Here is a 17,145-nt window from a genome sequence, read left to right on the forward strand (position 1 = left end):
AGCCGGTGGTCACGCCACTGCAGGCCCGGCAGATTAATGCACTGATGGCAACCAGTGGTATGTATCAGAACGCAGGTGAATTTGCGTGGCGGGTCGGACTTCCGGCGAAATCCGGCGTCGGCGGTGGAATTGTAGCAATTGTGCCACATGAGATGGCGATTGCAGTCTGGAGTCCGGAACTGGATCCCGCGGGAAATTCACTGGCAGGGATCGCAGTACTGGAACAGTTAACCCAACAACTGGGGCGTTCAGTTTACTGATGATTTCGCTTGATCCTCTTTTTTCCCGACTGGCGAAGTCGACATTTCGTTCACGGTTTCGCCTTGGTGAGAAAGAAAGGCAGTACTGCAGAGATAAAGGTGCGCCGGTTATTGAACAACATGCTGCAGACTTTATTGCTAAACGACTGGCACCGGCATATCCCGTTAATGATGGCAAGCAAACACCGATGCGTGGACACCCGGTGTTTATCGCCCAACATGCCACGGCAACTTGCTGTCGCGGGTGTCTGGCAAAATGGCATGATATTCCCCAGGGACAACCGCTAAGCGCAGAGCAGCAACGTTACGTTGTCACGGTAATTTATCACTGGTTAGTGATCCAGATGAACCAGCCATAGATAACATAATCCTATGATACGACTCCTTGTGTTGTGCAGATGTTAAACGCAGTATGAAGGAGTCTATCTAAGGAGCATAAATGGTTACCTGTAAACCCTGTTTTGTGCTGAGCGCGGATCAGATTCTGAAGAGAATCAATGAGCTTGGCGATATCCTTGAGCTGTGCGTGAATGACGGCGCATCCGTGAGTTTTGTTTACCCCTTTAATCGTGATAAATCGCTGCCTTTCTGGGCGAGCGTTGCGCAAAGCGTTACCCGTGGAGAAAGAATCGTTCTTGTTAGCGAAAATTCGCAGGGAACCCTTGTTGGTACAGTTCAACTCATTATCGATCAACCTGAAAACCAGCCTCATCGTGCCGATGTCGCCAAATTACTGGTACATCCGTCAGCGCGACGTAGCGGTGTTGCCAGGGAATTGATGAATGCGCTTGAGGACTGCGCACGTCAACAACATAAATCGCTGCTGGTACTCGATACAGCTACGGGCAGTGGCGCTGAGTTGTTCTACCACAATTGCGGTTGGCAAAAAGTAGGGGTCATACCTGACTATGCACAAATGCCTGATGGGGCGCTGACCGGGACCACACTTTTCTATAAAACTCTCTAATTTGTCGCCGGGGATTGATCAAAACAGGGTTTCAATGTATTAAAGTTTGCTAACCTATTGGACCAATTCAATCAGGTTGTATGACTAATCAAAAAGGGAACCCATTGTGCAAACACTAAATCGTCGCGATTTTCCCGGTGCTCACTATCCTGAACGTATTATTCAGTTTGGTGAAGGAAACTTCCTGCGCGCCTTTGTTGACTGGCAAGTTGATCTGCTGAATGAGCATACCGATCTGAATTCCGGTGTGGTCATTGTTCGTCCTATCGAAAGTACATTTCCGCCTTCACTGAGCACACAGGATGGTCTCTATACCACAATCATTCGCGGTCTGAATGAAAAAGGAGAGGCCGTTAGCGAGGCGCGTTTAATTCGCTCAGTTAACCGTGAGATCAGCGTCTATAGCGAATACGATGAGTTCCTGAAGCTGGCGCATAATCCTGATATGCGCTTTGTTTTCTCCAACACAACTGAAGCCGGTATTAGTTACCATGCGGGTGACAAATTCGACGATGCACCGGCGGTGAGCTACCCGGCAAAACTGACCCGTCTGCTTTTCGAGCGCTACACCCATTTCGATGGGGCGCTGGATAAAGGCTGGATCATCATTCCTTGTGAGCTGATTGATTACAATGGCGATGCGCTGCGTGAATTGGTGCTGCGTTACGCTCAGGAATGGGAATTGCCCGAAACGTTTGTGCAATGGCTGGATCAGGCAAACGCATTTTGTTCCACGCTGGTGGACCGTATTGTGACAGGTTATCCGCGTGATGAAGTCGCGAATCTTGAAGCGGAGCTGGGTTATCACGATGCCTTCCTTGATACTGCAGAACACTTTTACCTGTTTGTTATTCAGGGGCCGAAGACATTAGCGTCTGAACTGCGTCTGGATAAATATCCGCTAAATGTGCTGATTGTGGATGACATCAAGCCGTATAAAGAGCGTAAAGTCGCAATTCTGAACGGTGCGCACACCGCTCTGGTTCCGGTGGCCTTCCAGGCTGGCCTGGATACAGTGGGTGAAGCGATGAATGATGCCGAGGTGTGCGCTTTCGTCGAAAAAGCTATCTATGAAGAGATTATTCCGGTACTGGATTTGCCACGTGATGAATTGGCTTCGTTCGCCAGTGCAGTAACGGGGCGTTTCTGTAATCCTTACATCAAGCATCAGTTGCTGTCTATTGCGCTGAACGGTATGACCAAATTCCGCACCCGTATTCTACCGCAGTTGCTGGCAGGGCAGCAGGCCAGCGGCAAACTGCCGGCGCGCCTGACGTTCGCTCTGGCGGCGTTGATTGCTTTTTATCGTGGGGAGCGTAACGGTAAGTCTTACCCGGTTCAGGATGATGCACATTGGATTGAGCGTTTTCAGCAGCTGTGGGCTCAGCATCATGACCGACAGATCAGCACCGCAGAGCTGGTAAAATCCGTTCTGGCTGTAAAAGATCACTGGGAACAGGACCTGACGCAGGTTCCCGGGCTGGTGGAACAGGTTTCTGCCGATCTGGATACGATTCTGGTGAAAGGCATGCGTGAAGCCGTAAAACCGCTTTGCTAATTTGCTGATCCAATAACCCGGCCCTGGCCGGGTTTTTCGTACTGCCTGATTAGTTACAACATACGGATGTTTCTCTTAAATCATACAGTCTGTGACGCTTGTGCTGACTGTTTCTTACAGTGGTAGAAGCGCGGAATTAACTGTCGGGATGTGCTTGCAACATTGATCACGATCACGTTTAATGGCGCGGCTTTCACATTTTTCGAAGATAACCATGATCGTTCGACCTCAACAACACTGGCTACGCCTGATTTTTGTCTGGCACGGTTCAGTTTTATCCAAGATTTTTTCACGTCTGCTCCTGAATTTCCTGCTCTCCATCGCCGTTATTATCATGCTGCCGTGGTATACGATGCTGGGTATCAAATTTACGCTGGCGCCATTTAGCATCCTGGGCGTCGCAATTGCTATCTTTTTAGGTTTTCGCAACAACGCCTGCTATTCACGTTACGTTGAAGCCCGGCATTTGTGGGGACAGTTGATGATTGCTTCCCGATCGCTGTTGCGCGAAGTGAAAACTACCTTACCGGACGACGGCGAATTGCGGCAATTCGTTAACTTGCAAATTGCGTTTGCGCACTGTTTGCGTATGACTTTGCGCCGGCAGCCACAGTCGGAACCGCTGGTGAAATACCTCAGTGCGACAGATTTGCAGACCGTGTTTGCTTCGCAGTCCCCGGCAAACCGCATCCTGTTGCTGATGGGGGAATGGTTGGCTGTTCGCAGGCGCAGCGGTCAGCTCTCTGATATATTATTCCATAGTTTAAACAATAGGTTAAATGATATGTCAGCGGTACTGGCGGGGTGCGAACGAATTGCGAATACCCCCGTGCCGTTTGCCTACACGTTGATCCTGCATCGTACTGTTTATCTGTTTTGTATCATGCTGCCATTCGCATTGGTGGTGGATCTGCACTATATGACGCCGTTTATCTCAGTGCTTATTTCCTATACCTTTATCTCTCTCGACACGCTGGCTGAAGAACTCGAAGATCCGTTTGGCACGGAGAATAATGATTTGCCGCTCGATGCTATTTGTAATGCGATAGAAATAGATTTGCTGCAGATGAACGATGAAGCGATTGTTCCAGCTAAGCGCATGCCGGATAAGCATTATCAGCTGACGTAAAAGAGATTTCAGTTAACCTCTTTTTGCCACCATGTCGGTTGCATGTCTGTAAAAGAGTGGAACTCCGGAGCAAGATCCGCATCATTCGGATCGTCAAAACCTCCGACTAATAATGCAATGACGGGGGCGTCATCGATGGCGCCCACTGAACTTCCACACTGCTGACAAAAAGCTCTGCTGGACGTATCCGAAGAACGCCACGTCGTTGGCTTACCGGATTTGCCTGTCCATTCCACATTCCCGGCATTAAACTCAATCCATACTACTGTGGGCGTACCCGTATGCTTGCGGCAAATGTCACAGGAGCAGGTATGTGAATTATTGGGGTTGGTGGCAGTAAAACGAATTGAACCGCACAGACAACCGCCAGTGTAGATTTTTGACATGACAACTCTCGCCAGTTAAACGTTTTCAGACACTAGCAGATGAAAGGCTTTACCACTAGATTCTGATCTTAAAAAGGCGAAGGCGCGCATAATCAATAATGAGATCTGGCCTTCTCTGTATTAGCCTCTGTAATAAAGAGGCCAATATCGAATTCAATGAGGTTAAAAATCGCGTCGGGCAACAATAAACAGGCGTGGAAATGCCAGCAGGATATTACCGTTTTCCTGAAGTGGATACTGTTCCTGTAGAAGTTCATGGTAGCGCGCCAGATAATTACGCTGTTCACTTTCACTCAGCTCCTGCAACCATGGGCGTAGCCCCGTCGAGCTGACCCAATCAATAATCGACTGATGTGACTCCATAATGTGGTAATAGGTTGTGCGCCAGATATCCACGTCGCATCCCGCTTCAGTCAAAATGTCATAATAGGCATGCACACCGGGGAGCGGCGTGCGTCCCCGATCGGGATAACCCTGCTCATAGGCCACTTCACGCATCAGGACATGTGTCGGTTCCTGCCAGTTATCTGGCATTTGCACGGCAAGTACTCCGTTGTAGTTCAACAGGGATACCAGTTGTGGGAACAATTCATAGTGGTCAGGAACCCACTGCAGGGAAGCATTCGCGTAAAGCAGATCAAATGACTGTTCCGGCCGAAACTTGCTGATATTGGCTTCAACAAAGTGGCAGTCTGGCAGCGCTTTACGCGCTTCATTAAGCATGTTAGGTGATGAATCCACCCCGATGATTCTGGCCGATGGCCAGCGCTGATGCAGCAACGTCGTGCTGTTTCCCGGACCACAGCCCAGATCGACGACTGTACGTGCATTTTCTAACGCCACTCTGCTCAGTAATTCTGCCGCAGGTCTTGTACGTTCGCTGGCGTATTGCAGATAGAGCGAGGGGTTCCAGTCGGCCATGTTTGATTCTCCTGTATGGGATGGAGTCGGTCTGAATCCAGAGCAGGCTGCTGCTCTTTAAGATTACGACATATGGCCGATCATTACGTGTATTAACCGCAAATTTCTCGTAGAGCATCAATTATTCTTGTGCTAATGGATATATTAATAATATTCAAGCAATTGCCGTCCAGATTCGTCTTCTTCAAGATATTCAAAGGAGAGAAGACGAATTTTGGTATGGTTATAAAACCATTCATTCTCGTTTCGTTGAATAATGTCCCCAGTTTTGAAACATATGCCGGATGCTGCCCGCACGATTGCATATTTCCCATTATTAAACATAACTCTGTGGATACAAAAGGGTTGGCTGGCTTCTCCTAACAGTCGGTTGGCAATGATATCACCTTCAATAAAAACAGCTTTTCTGGTTTTCATGAGCTTTACCTTTAACTTTCAAGATTGGAATGCCTGTTAACCACCAATGCACCAGCATTCTGACGGGCGAAATAGCAGCCCGCAGGCAGGGCACTCCAGAACAGCATCCTTGCGCATTTTCCCGGCTTTTTGATCTGCTATGTGGGCACATACCGGACAGGTTACGTGTACGGGTCTTTCTTTGAATTGTCTGAGTCCATCTGTGTAAGACATAAATTAATACTCTGTAGAATGTATTATTAATTATACGCCTTTGTTTAATAATATTTGATTTATGTTGTGTATATTTAATCCAGTGCTTGAGTTTCTTCTGACAATGCAATGCAAGCAAAAAAAGAAGAGAGGATAAATCGCGATGCAGACCGCGTTTGATGTTCTCAGAGATAGTCAGCGCATTAACGGCGGACGTTAATGCGCATATTTAACGAGCTTCAGTTTTGAAGAATATCAACAGTATGAGATTGTCCATCATCCCACAGCGAGATTCTGTCATCAGGTAGAAGAACGCCATCCAGTATGACCTGGTATTCGCTATCACTGCGCGAAACGGTGATGTAATACTCACTGTTGCCATGCTGGTAGGTCATGCTTAAAGATGTCCAGCCATCCGGCAATTGAGAATGAATGGTCAAAACCGTACCGGAACGTTTTATCCCCAGCAGTTCCTCTGTTAGCAGGCGGTATGCCCAACCTGCAGAACCGGTATACCAACTCCATCCCGCACGCCCGGTATGGGGCGCGATGCTGTAAACATCCGCACTCATGACATACGGTTCGGCTTTATAGATTTCTACTCCGTTTGCACTCAACGTGTGGTTTATTGGATTTATCATTGACCACAACTGCCACGCACGCGATGTATTGCCCATTCGGGCAAATGCCATCACTGCCCAGATGGCACCATGTGTATACTGTCCACCGTTTTCTCGCACGCCTGGCAGATAACCCTGAATGTAACCCGGATTAGGCCCGTGACCATCGAAAGGGGGGGTTAACAGTTTAATCAACCCGGCATCGTTATCGACCAGGTGCTTATCCAGTGCCAGCATGGCCCGCGCACTATGGTCCGGGCTGGCTGCCCCGGACAATACGGACCAGCTTTGCGCAATCGCATCAATCCGGCAATCCTGAGAGGCTTTCGATCCCAGCGGAGTCCCATCGTCAAAATATCCTCGCCGGTACCATTCGCCATCCCAGGCTGAGGACTCGAGATTTTTTTGCAGGAGCAGGGCCTGCGAACGGCACATCGACGCGACAGTGGTATCCTGACGTTGTTCCGCCACTTCTGCGAAGCGCTGCAAAATATCGTACAGGAAGAATCCAAGCCAGACGCTTTCACCTTTACCTTCAATGCCGACCCGGTTCATCCCGTCATTCCAGTCCCCGGCCCCGATCAGCGGCAGGCCATGCGGCCCAAACTGTAGCCCATGCTGAATGGCTTTTACGCAGTGTAACCACAGCGTTTCTTTTGTGTCACTGATGACAGGGGTATCGTAGACAGACTCTTCCCGGGGAGGGATCGGGCGGCCTTCCAGATACGGGATTGCCAGTTCCAGCACATTCATATCTCCCGTCGCTTCTACATAGTGGCAAACAGCGAGCGGGAGCCAGAGATAGTCATCCGAACAATGTGTACGCACGCCATTGCCGTGAGGTGGATGCCACCAGTGTTGCACATCTCCCTCAGCAAACTGCCTTGAGGCACAAAGCACAATTTGTTCGCGCAGACGTTCTGGTTCAGCATGGCTCAGAGCCAGCGTATCCTGCAACTGGTCGCGAAAACCAAATGCGCCGCCGGACTGATAATAACCACTACGCGCCATCAGACGACAGGCGATTGTCTGGTATAGCAGCCAGCCATTTACCAGCAAGTTAACGGTGGTATCAGGTGTGTGAACCTCGATTTTGTCCAGCACGCTGTGCCAGTAACTGTGTACCTTGTTCAACTCCTGGCGGGCGACTTCTTCATCCAAATAACGGGCGATTGTCACCTGGGCCTGAGCCTGGGTTTCCTCTGCGCCAAGAACAAAAATAAAGGTTCGCTGGTCACCATCAATTAATGTGGTCGCAGACTGTACCGCGCCACATGGATCCAGCCCGGCACCTGTTTTTCCTGAGAGCCTGCGTAATTTTATGGCTGCCGGGTAATGCAGGGAACCATTGCGGCCAATAAACTCACGGCGATCGCCTGTCAGTGAACAATGAGGGCCGCTGACGGCGAAAAAGGCGGTACGTTCATTACCGTTGGCACCGTAAAAATTATTGGCCATCACGCCGCAGCCATCCGGGATATTCGCAGAATGCGTCACAATATGCAGGGCCGATCGGGTTCGCGATTCCCCCAAAGCCCATTCCACATAGCCGGTAACGGACAGTTTACGCGTGCGCCCCGAATTGTTGCTGAGCGTCAGGATCGCCAGTTTGACGGGCTCCAGTTCAGCGACAAGTATCGTCAACTCACTGTCTATACCACTTTCACGATGAGAAAATACGCTGTAGCCGAAGCCGTGACGGGTCAAATAATCACCCTGACCGCGTAGCGGTAACGTGGTCGGTGACCAGCAGGCACCGCTTTCTTCATCGCGCAGATAAAATGCTTCACCGCTGCGGTCGCTGACCGGATCGTTTTCCCACGGTGTTAACCGGTATTCATGCGCATTCTCATACCAGCTGTAGGCTTGTCCGGCTTCCGAGATTACGCTACCAAAACGGGCGTTTGCCAGTACGTTGGACCAGGGGGCTGGAGGGGGCGCATTTTCCCTGAGTACAATCTGATACTCACGACCGTCCTGAGAAAACCCGCCGTAACCGTTGAAGTGGCGTAACTGACTGGTATCCGGTGTCCAGTCACTGTGTTGATTGTTCCGAACCGTAGTGTGGGGAATCAGTGGCCTGGCCAGAATTTTGGTTGTATGGATCCGCTGGTTGAGCTGTTCATTAATTCCACCCGCGCGGTCATCAAGGTACAAACAGGCCACACTCATTAAAAGCTGTTTATCCTCGGCGCTCAGATGTTCACCATTACGCACAAAAATCCCGCCGGATTTATCTACCAGATTTGCTTCTGACCCGGCATAAATTAAATCCATGATCTTATTTTGCAGGGTCTGTTGGTAGCCTCCTGGGCTGTTATTCATAATAACCAAATCCACTTCCAGACCTTTCAGCCGCCAGTAGCGATGCGCCTGAATAAGCGTGGTCACCGCGTCGATACTCTCTTCGCTGACGATACTGAGCAGGACAATCGGCAGGTCGCCGGAAATCGCCCAACCCCACAGGCCAGACTGACCCCGACGGTTACGGCTGATTACCTGGCTGTCGGCGCGTAATTCCTGGCAGGGGTAAAGCACCGCACTGGCGAGGCGATTAAATAGCGAAGCATCATCTTCACTGGCGTTCATCTGGCGTAATACCACCAGGCTGTGAGACCAGGCGACTTCGAAGACGCGATCAGCGATGGGGCGATCGCGATATTTTTCCAGCAGGGCCAGGCTTTGCTGACGACTTGCGCTGATGCCATAGACGATATCAACCGTCACTGGTTGTCCAGGTTGTAACGTAATTGTATGGCGTATTGCCAGAATGGGATCCAGCACTGACCCAGAGGTATTACTGAGTGGTCCATTTAAGCCAGTGGCAAACGCATTGGCCGGATTTCTGCCGCGCCCAAGAAATTTCGCTCTGTCGGTTTCAAACGAAGCGCCTTTATGGTTATCACCACGCACGACCATCATGTGAAACAGGCAGGGACTCTGTTCGTCCGGCGAGCGCGGACGCCTGTGACAAAGGATGGCGTCACGGTCATTATCAAGCTCGGTCTGGATAAATAAATTACTGAATGCAGGATGCGCCAGATCGCTTGCTTCAGGTGCCAGTACCACTTCGGCATAAGTGGTTAGTTCGAAGGTTCTTGGCTGGCGACCACGATGTACCAGTGTCAGTCGGCGAAGCTCAATATCATCCTCCGGAGAGACCACAACCTGTGTTCTGACACTCACTGTGCCGAAATTGCGTCTGAATTCTGCGCCGGCATCGGTAAAAATAACTTCATCACGGCTATCACCATTACTGACAGTTGGCTGCCAGGTATTGCTCCATACTTCTTCGGTCTGCGGATCGCGGATATAGCAAAATGCCCCCCAGTTATCCCGGGTGCTATCGCTGCGCCAGCGGGTGAGGGCAATATCGTTCCAGCGACTGTACCCTCCGCCGCCAGCGGTTAACATCAGATGGTAATGGCTGTTAGACAACAGCTGGACCTCGGGTACCGGACTGTCCACGTCGGTGAAAACACGCGGTTCATAGCGAACCGGTTTAACTCTTCCTTCATGAGATTCAAAATGACGGCGCGGGCTATAGAGATCGACTGCATCCGGTACGCGCTCCTGTAACAGCAGGCTTGCTGACTGGAAAGCGGTACTCGACATGAACCGGTCTGCCATTGGAGCATTAAGCAACACGTGGGCCAGTGCCTGGAATGCCATTCCCTGATGGTGCGCCATCCAGGACTGCACGATGGCATACAGTTGTCCGGTGGCGAGGCGTGATGGCGTATAGTCCAACGCTTCATAGAAACCGTATTCGCCGCGCGCACCGTTTTTTTCCAGTTCGAGCAGATTCTCACAGGCTTTCTGTGGCGCAATCATCAGAGCCAGTAATGTGGCATAGGGGGCAACGACCATATCGTCAGCCAGCCCGCGTCTCAGACCCAGGCCAGGTACGCCAAACGCCTGATACTGATAATTATGCTGAACATCAAAAGCATGATAACCCGACTCTGACACGCCCCATGGCACACCGCGCTCTTTACCCCAGTCTATCTGGCGCTTAACCGCAGACTGGCTCATCTCATCAAGCAGACAGCCGGGCCAGGCAGGCATAACCAGATTCGGCATAAGATATTCAAACATCGAGCCGCTCCATGACATCAATGCGGTTTCATTGTCGATGGTAGTAAACAGTCGTCCCAGGGCGTACCAGCTCTTGAGCGGCAGTTGGTTAGTCGCAATGGCGAGAAAACTGGTCAGACGGATTTCAGAGGGCAGGAGGTCATAGTGACTTTTATCCAGCGTATTGGTATCGCCGTTGTAGCCGACGCTGAGCAGATTGGTTGTTTCACTATAAAGAAAGGTGAAATCCATTTGCGCATGGTCGTTCAGTCGTTGCTCTAGTTCAGTGATAATGTCCAGTCTCATGCGTGCCAGGGTGATAGCCGAAGCAGAAGGCGTGCCTTCCCCGGTATGCTTCGCACGGGCAATCCAGCTCAGTGTCGGCAGCGTAGTGGTGTCATACGATGGCGGTAACCAGCCGAGCAAATGTGACCATTCATGACATACCTGAACCAGTTGATGCTCCAGATGCTCTGCCCAGCGCACCACAAGATGACTCTCTTGCTGGCACTGAGCTGTCAGATGATTACACTGGGCGCGCATTTTTTTAAGTTCACTGAACAACTGTACCGGAGGCAATGACATCGCGCTGAGGCAATGTTTGCGCAGCAGTCGCATACCGGTTGGCGTATTCTGTCCCCAGTGCTTCTCCAGAATAGCCATTGTGTCGTTCAACCCGGTCAGTATCTGCTCGCAGTTTAAAACCGGCTGATGACGCATAGCGGTCAGACCTTCGCGCAGAGTCAGTAAATGGCCTGCCATATTGCCGCTGTCAACGCTGGAGATATAACGTGGGCTAAGAGGCGCCAGCGTTCGGGTGTCATACCAGTTGTACAAATGACCGCGGAAGTGCTCCATTTTATCCAGCGTATCGAGAGTGAGCGTCACACGTTGCAAGACTTCGCCACCAGGCAGATAACCAAAATCCCAGGCCGTCAGGTTGGCCAGCAGAGAAAGGCCAATGTTAGTGGGAGAAGTGCGATGCGCGATTGTAGGTTGCGGTATTTCCTGGTAATTATCAGGTGGAAGCCAGTTCTCCTGCTCTGTAGCAAACGTTTCAAAAAAGGCCCATATTTCGCGGCTCGTCTGGCGTAACAACTGTTTTTGTTCCTGATTCGGTGAGAATGTTTTACGTACAGGCTGTCGGCTTAACCAGCTTAACAGCAGGGGAGTCAGACACCACGCTACGCTGACGGGTAGCGCAACGGTCAGAAGCAGTGGAGCAAAATGTGCCGTCAGAGCTGCAAAGGTCACACCGCTTGCCACATTCATCCACATCGCCCGATAAAAACGAAAAACTGAGATATGGGATTGCTGATTATCCGGGCTGTGGCTGGTCCACTGGTTGAGATTTTGGTGACTGATACCGAGGCGCCAGAGCGTCACGCCAATCGCGTACAGCGAATATCCGGCTTCATGCGGTAATAACAAAAGGTTCAACCCGATGCTGGAAAGGCGCTTTAGTGCTCCGGCCGCGACCAGCAAGAGATGTTGTCTTAACGGACGGCGAAGAGGTTTATGCAGCAGATCGTAAGTGATGCTCAACATTGCAGGCAGCAGCCATACCAGTGCCAGCACGCCAAGCCAGTAAAACGGATTGGGTACCAAAAGCACGGAGGAAAACAGCAGCGCCAGCATAGAGGGGGCTACCAGGCTGCGACGCAAATTATCGAATAGTTTCCAGTATGATAGTGCGGATAACGGGTTTTTTCCCCGGCTTCCATCCGCCTTTCTGACGCGAAGTTTTAGCCAGTTCAGCAGTTGCCAGTCGCCACGGATCCAGCGGGTGCGGCGTGCAACGTCCGACAGATAGTTGTTCGGATACTGCTCATAGAGCAAAACCTCACTCAGTAGTCCGGAACGGGCATAGCATCCTTCCAGTAAATCATGGCTGAGGACCAGATTTTCCGGGCAGGTGTTGGTTGTGGCCTGGACAAAGGTATCGACATCATAAATGCCCTTGCCGACGAACGATCCTTCTCCAAAGAGATCCTGATAGATATCTGAAGACATCATTGAATAGGGGTTATTACCCGGAACGCTGCTGCGCATGGCGGCATAGCGTCCCTGGCCATTTCGTGGCATCTCTTCCGCCAGTCCGGGTTGTAAAATTCCGTATCCCTTAACGACTCTTTGACGCTGCGGATCATACTCTGGTCGATTCAGCGGGTGCGCCATCGTCGCGATCAGCTTATGTGCAGTATCGCGTGGCAGAACGGTATCGCTGTCCAGGGTGATGACATATTTAATGTGCCGTGGTAACAAATGCGCGGGCATGTCTGCCACGCTGGAAAATTGTGTTGTGGGATGGCGTAACCAGGAGTTCAGTGATGCCAGTTTGCCGCGCTTACGTTCATAACCCATCCACACACCTTGAGTGGGATTCCATTCAGGTTTTCGGTGCAGCAAATAAAAGCGCGGACGGCTGGCAGGATAGCGCTGGTTTAGCTCCTGCGTCTCTGCGATTGCCAGGTTTAACAGGTCGCTGTTACCTTCAGTATTTTCAAGTGTGGAGTCTGCAAAATCGGTAAGAAGGGCAAAGCAGAGGTTTTTATCCTGATTGCCGAGCCAGCACACTTCAAGACTGGTGAGCAGTTTGCTGATACTTTCATGGCGGGTCAGCATACAGGGAATAGCCACCATTGTGGCGCAATCATCGGGGATCCCGGTTGAAAAATCCATCCGTGGCAGCGGGCGAGGGATTCGAAAACGTGTCGTCGCCTCGCTCAGCAGATCGCTCACTAACTGGCTGACAGCCACAATTAACGGCAATGCCATAGCGATTAGCAACCATCCCATTCCCTGCAGCGCCGTATCGTGCAATATAGCGGCTGTTGTTGCCGTGGTCAGCAGGCTCAGGCTACCCAGCCAGGACAGCAGGGGGATTTTATTGAAACTGTGCCGCAGGCGTATGAGTCCAGGTGTGTCAGCCGACAGTTGAATTTCCAGTTTCTGGCGTCCTTCACCTGCCAGATAATAGCCAATATGATGACCGGGCGTTTCGGGCTCCGCTTCCTGAGAAAGCAAGAGCACACGGTTGGCCACTTCCAACTCACTGAAGTGACTGTCTCGCGCCAGAATTTCAATAACATGGCGGTAATGATCCCGTGTATCAAAGTGCATTCTGGAATAAATGGCAGCAGGGTCAAGACGTAAGGTCTGTTCAACCACGCTTATCGTCTCGACAAAATCTGCCCAGTTAGTTTCGCTCAGTAATCGTAAACCGGTGATGCTGTTACTGACAGAAAGCTGACTGGCAGCAAGCTGTTGATTGAAGCTATGAATTAGCTCATCGGTAGTGACACCCTGTTCAGCCAGGCGCTGCTCAACCCAGGTCAAAGGTAACGCCAGTGCATTACCATGTCCCTGCAGACGACGGACCAGTTCTGCGACAAATGCACTACTCAACGGTGGGCGTGAGCGCGCCATATCGGCAATCACCAGGATTAAATCTGCAGGGGCGTTCTCCGCACACTCGAAAATTCGTGTTATCCAGCTATCTGCCAGGCTACGTTCTTGCTGCGCCTTAACGACTTCCATACTGACGCGACGCAGGTTTTCAATCAGGGCCAGTCGCAACATACCCGGTAAAGCCCAGACTTCCCCTAATGTTAGCGGTGTCACCTGTTGGTAGGCTGAGATATAGCTGGTCATGCTGGCGGTATCCCAGCGTCCGTCGCCATGCGCAATCGCCTCTGACGCTACATCGTATATGCGCGGGCAATTATGGGGAGATGTCAGAGAAGGAAGGCCTTTGCCGAAGCTTTTCGGCAAGTGCTGGCGAACGATACGGATTTGTTCCTCAATCAGATAGTAGTTGTCCAGTAACCACTCTCCGGCGGGCATAATGCTGTTTTTTTTCCCTGCATTCAGCTCATAGCAGTTTTGCGTGATCACGGCTTCATTATCACCAAGACGTTTGAGCAAATAGTAAGGCAGCTTGTCCGGTGATAATTTATGTGTGCGTGCAAGCTTTTGACCGTATCGTTCCATCTGAGGCGTCGAAAACAGCTCTGAACGCAGGTTATTATTATTGTCAGCGGTAGGATCGTTAGCCGGAAACGAAACATGTCCGGAGGTATTCGTCAGGATTCGGGAGCGGCTAAACCACGCCCTGGGGTTCATTTTCATAGCGTTGCTCTGATGCGACATAGCGCGCAAGAGCAGTTGTGAAATCAGTTCAGAAACGTTCTCTCAGGATGGGCGTAAGGCATCAGGGATTTAACAGCTGCTGGTGTATGTCTAAGTATAGAACATCGGGTTTGTGTTACCCGGTATCTGGAACTAGCGTTTGGGGACAAACAGAGCTTTACATCCAGGACAAAGCATTGCCTGTTTTAGACGGATTTTGGAGACAGGCTGAGATGATTTTAAGCCGCAAACAGGGCAGGTGATAGTGGTTGTCGATGCACCACTGAAGAACTTCATTGCGTAATCGATAAAGGACATGATGATTAACCTCTCAATGAATGTGTGTCACTCTACCACATCCGATTAAAATTTAATCTGTTTATTTCCCCATATGCACGTCATCATGCGTCATCATGCGTCATCATGGTTCGACAATACCTCCAGTTTTTCATCCATAAAAACGTCCATACGTTGTGAGCGTAGCGTTGCGGTTAGAAACACAGTAGATGCGGGTTCATATCAATTCCAGATCAATGCAATCCAGTTACAAAAGCTATTCGTGGCGCATCAGCAAAAAAACACCTTGTTAATGGCCTACACCCTCATAAAGGATTATTGACCTTTTTGGGGGTGAAAATTCTTAATTTTGTTTCATTGTGCTGTTGGTTTTTTTGTCTGCTGGTGTGATTTGATGGAGATTGCTATTCTGAATAAAAATCATTCAAAAATATTTGTCAATAAATACCACAGGTCTTGGTTAAAACTGACTTTTTTTGAAAATCTTTGAGTAAGTTCACAATGAAATTAACGCAAAAATATGCAACTGTCATGAGAGAGGAATCTCATATATAACAAAGGCTTTTTCTAGGGGTGTAAAAAACAACCTTTCGATTTTTTATAAAGATTGCACAATATTCTCTATTTTGTTAACGCTGTATTAACATTGTGGGTGTAGTTAGGGATCACAGTTTTTGTTATGCTCCAAATTAATTGATTTTATTGGCGAAGCTCCTATTTCACAGTTTCTTGATTAATCAATCCGTTATGGAAAAAGAAAATTCATTCCTTAATTGATTCGTAGTAAAAACGAATTCTGGAGGAGAGTCGATAAATAAGGAGGCTTATGTGTGGGCTTTTGTACCCTTAAGGCACAACATATTTTATTTTTTATTTGCAGGCATGATCGTATGTGGTACTGCGAGAGCCTATAACGGTACACCGAACACAGCCCGAGTTGCGTATGTGACACTGAAGGAAAGTATTCTTTTCGCTTTTGACCGTGACCCATCAATAAGTCAGCAGGCCGCTCAAATGGGAATTGGTCAGGCGCAAATTGACGAAGCACGAAGTGGTTGGATGCCGCAAATATCACTTAATGGCAATACAGGGCATAGCCAGACAACAGACTCAAACGGCTCACTACAAAACTCAGCAACATGGGGGCTAAGTCTGACACAGCTTGTCTATGATTTTGGCAAAACGAACAGCGCAATCAGTCAGTCTGAAGCACAACGAGATAGTTACCGGTACCAGCTTATGGCCACATTATCTAGTGTCGCTGAGAAAACGTCTCTCAGTTACGTTGAGGTCAGACGCTATACCGAATTGACACAAGCAGCGAAAGAAAATATTACTGCGCTTAAAAATGTTCAGCACATGGCACGATTGCGCGCAGATGCTGGTCTGAGTTCTACGTCTGATGAGCTTCAGACGCAAGCGCGTGTCGCGGGAATGCAGGCAACGTTTGAACAATACAATGCAGCGCTGAGTAGCGCGCGGGCAAGACTTGCTGTGTTAAGCGGTATTGATGCAGAGCAGTTGCAACCAGTACCTGATGAATTAGTCGTTCAAGAGGATTCTCTTGATAATATTGATTATTCATTAATTCCATCTGTACTCGCCGCAAGGACAATGGAAAGGTCTGCTCAGTATGCCGTTGAAAAAGCAAAATCACAGCACTGGCCGACTCTAAGCCTTAAAGGTGGGCGTACGCGTTATGAATCGGATAACCGAAGCTATTGGGACGATCATATTCAGCTAAATATTGATGCCCCTATTTATCAGGGTGGCTCGGTTTCAGCGAGAGTTCTCCAGGCTGGAGGGGCACGAAAAATGGCAATGTCGCAAGTCGATCAAGCGCGATTTGATGTACTACAAAAAGCGTCAGTTGCTATGGCGGACTGGTCCGGAGCACACGGCAGAATAAATGCCGGGAATATACAATTGCAGAGCGCTCTGCGTGCTCGCGAGGTTTATAAAAATGAATATACTCTTAGCAAAAGAAGTATTAATGACTTACTAAGTGTTGAACAAGATGTCTGGCAAGCAACGCTATCAAAAATAACGGCTGAATATGATAGTTGGAGTGCCGCAATTAATTATGCTACAGCCCTGGATAATTTATTACCTGCTATAGGTGTTGAAAAAAATGCTGCGGCGAAATTACCTGATCTAAGTTATTAACGAAAATAAAACGCTGTAAAATTG

At 49.6% G+C, this 17,145-nt stretch carries 12 protein-coding genes; 6 read left to right on the forward strand and 6 right to left on the reverse strand.

The features are described 5' to 3' along the window. The 5 genes from OH663_RS23485 to OH663_RS23505 form a co-directional block, all read left to right on the forward strand. A partial coding sequence (locus tag OH663_RS23485) for a glutaminase (RefSeq protein ID WP_263525877.1) occupies positions 1 to 260 on the forward strand: 260 nt, incomplete at its 5' end. Then, complete coding sequence (locus OH663_RS23490; RefSeq protein WP_048221475.1) at positions 260 to 619, forward strand: DUF4186 domain-containing protein; 360 nt, start codon at positions 260 to 262, stop codon at positions 617 to 619. The genes OH663_RS23485 and OH663_RS23490, both read left to right, overlap by 1 nt. Positions 620 to 699: 80 nt before the next feature. Beyond that, positions 700 to 1,227 (forward strand): GNAT family N-acetyltransferase, encoded by a 528-nt coding sequence (locus OH663_RS23495; RefSeq protein ID WP_045442748.1) that lies wholly within the window; start codon positions 700 to 702, stop codon positions 1,225 to 1,227. Between the two features lie 106 nt (positions 1,228 to 1,333). Next, positions 1,334 to 2,785 carry a tagaturonate reductase gene (locus OH663_RS23500; protein WP_200013206.1) on the forward strand — a complete coding sequence of 484 codons (1,452 nt, stop codon included), beginning with the start codon at positions 1,334 to 1,336 and terminating at the stop codon, positions 2,783 to 2,785. 214 nt (positions 2,786 to 2,999) lie between these two features. After that, complete coding sequence (locus OH663_RS23505) at positions 3,000 to 3,914, forward strand: bestrophin family protein (protein WP_045442753.1); 915 nt, start codon at positions 3,000 to 3,002, stop codon at positions 3,912 to 3,914. Between the two features lie 8 nt (positions 3,915 to 3,922). Here the strand turns inward: OH663_RS23505 and OH663_RS23510 are convergent, their stop codons facing one another. From OH663_RS23510 to OH663_RS23530, 6 genes are all read right to left on the reverse strand, one after another. Beyond that, positions 3,923 to 4,300 (reverse strand): GFA family protein, encoded by a 378-nt coding sequence (locus OH663_RS23510; RefSeq protein ID WP_263525878.1) that lies wholly within the window; start codon positions 4,298 to 4,300, stop codon positions 3,923 to 3,925. Between the two features lie 162 nt (positions 4,301 to 4,462). Then, complete coding sequence (gene tam / locus OH663_RS23515; RefSeq protein ID WP_048221472.1) at positions 4,463 to 5,221, reverse strand: trans-aconitate 2-methyltransferase; 759 nt, start codon at positions 5,219 to 5,221, stop codon at positions 4,463 to 4,465. A 144-nt stretch (positions 5,222 to 5,365) separates the two neighbouring features. Continuing rightward, entirely contained in the window at positions 5,366 to 5,638 is a 273-nt protein-coding gene (locus OH663_RS23520) for a hypothetical protein (RefSeq protein ID WP_045442764.1), read from the reverse strand. Positions 5,639 to 5,674: 36 nt separating this feature from the next. Further along, positions 5,675 to 5,851 carry a YnfU family zinc-binding protein gene (locus tag OH663_RS26175; protein WP_223306989.1) on the reverse strand — a complete coding sequence of 59 codons (177 nt, stop codon included), beginning with the start codon at positions 5,849 to 5,851 and terminating at the stop codon, positions 5,675 to 5,677. Between the two features lie 218 nt (positions 5,852 to 6,069). Continuing rightward, positions 6,070 to 14,658 (reverse strand): GH36-type glycosyl hydrolase domain-containing protein, encoded by an 8,589-nt coding sequence (locus OH663_RS23525; RefSeq protein ID WP_200013205.1) that lies wholly within the window; start codon positions 14,656 to 14,658, stop codon positions 6,070 to 6,072. Positions 14,659 to 14,811: 153 nt separating this feature from the next. Then, a complete protein-coding gene (locus OH663_RS23530) occupies positions 14,812 to 14,976 on the reverse strand; it encodes a YnfU family zinc-binding protein (RefSeq protein WP_223306990.1) in 165 nt (54 codons plus the stop codon). Positions 14,977 to 15,837: 861 nt separating this feature from the next. Here OH663_RS23530 and OH663_RS23535 point away from each other — a divergent pair. After that, positions 15,838 to 17,121, forward strand: a complete 1,284-nt coding sequence (locus OH663_RS23535) for a TolC family outer membrane protein (protein WP_200013219.1) — start codon at positions 15,838 to 15,840, stop codon at positions 17,119 to 17,121. Positions 17,122 to 17,145: the final 24 nt, after the last annotated feature.

The sequence above is a fragment of the Citrobacter sp. Marseille-Q5395 genome (assembly GCF_947057495.1).
Lineage (GTDB): Bacteria > Pseudomonadota > Gammaproteobacteria > Enterobacterales > Enterobacteriaceae > Citrobacter > Citrobacter murliniae.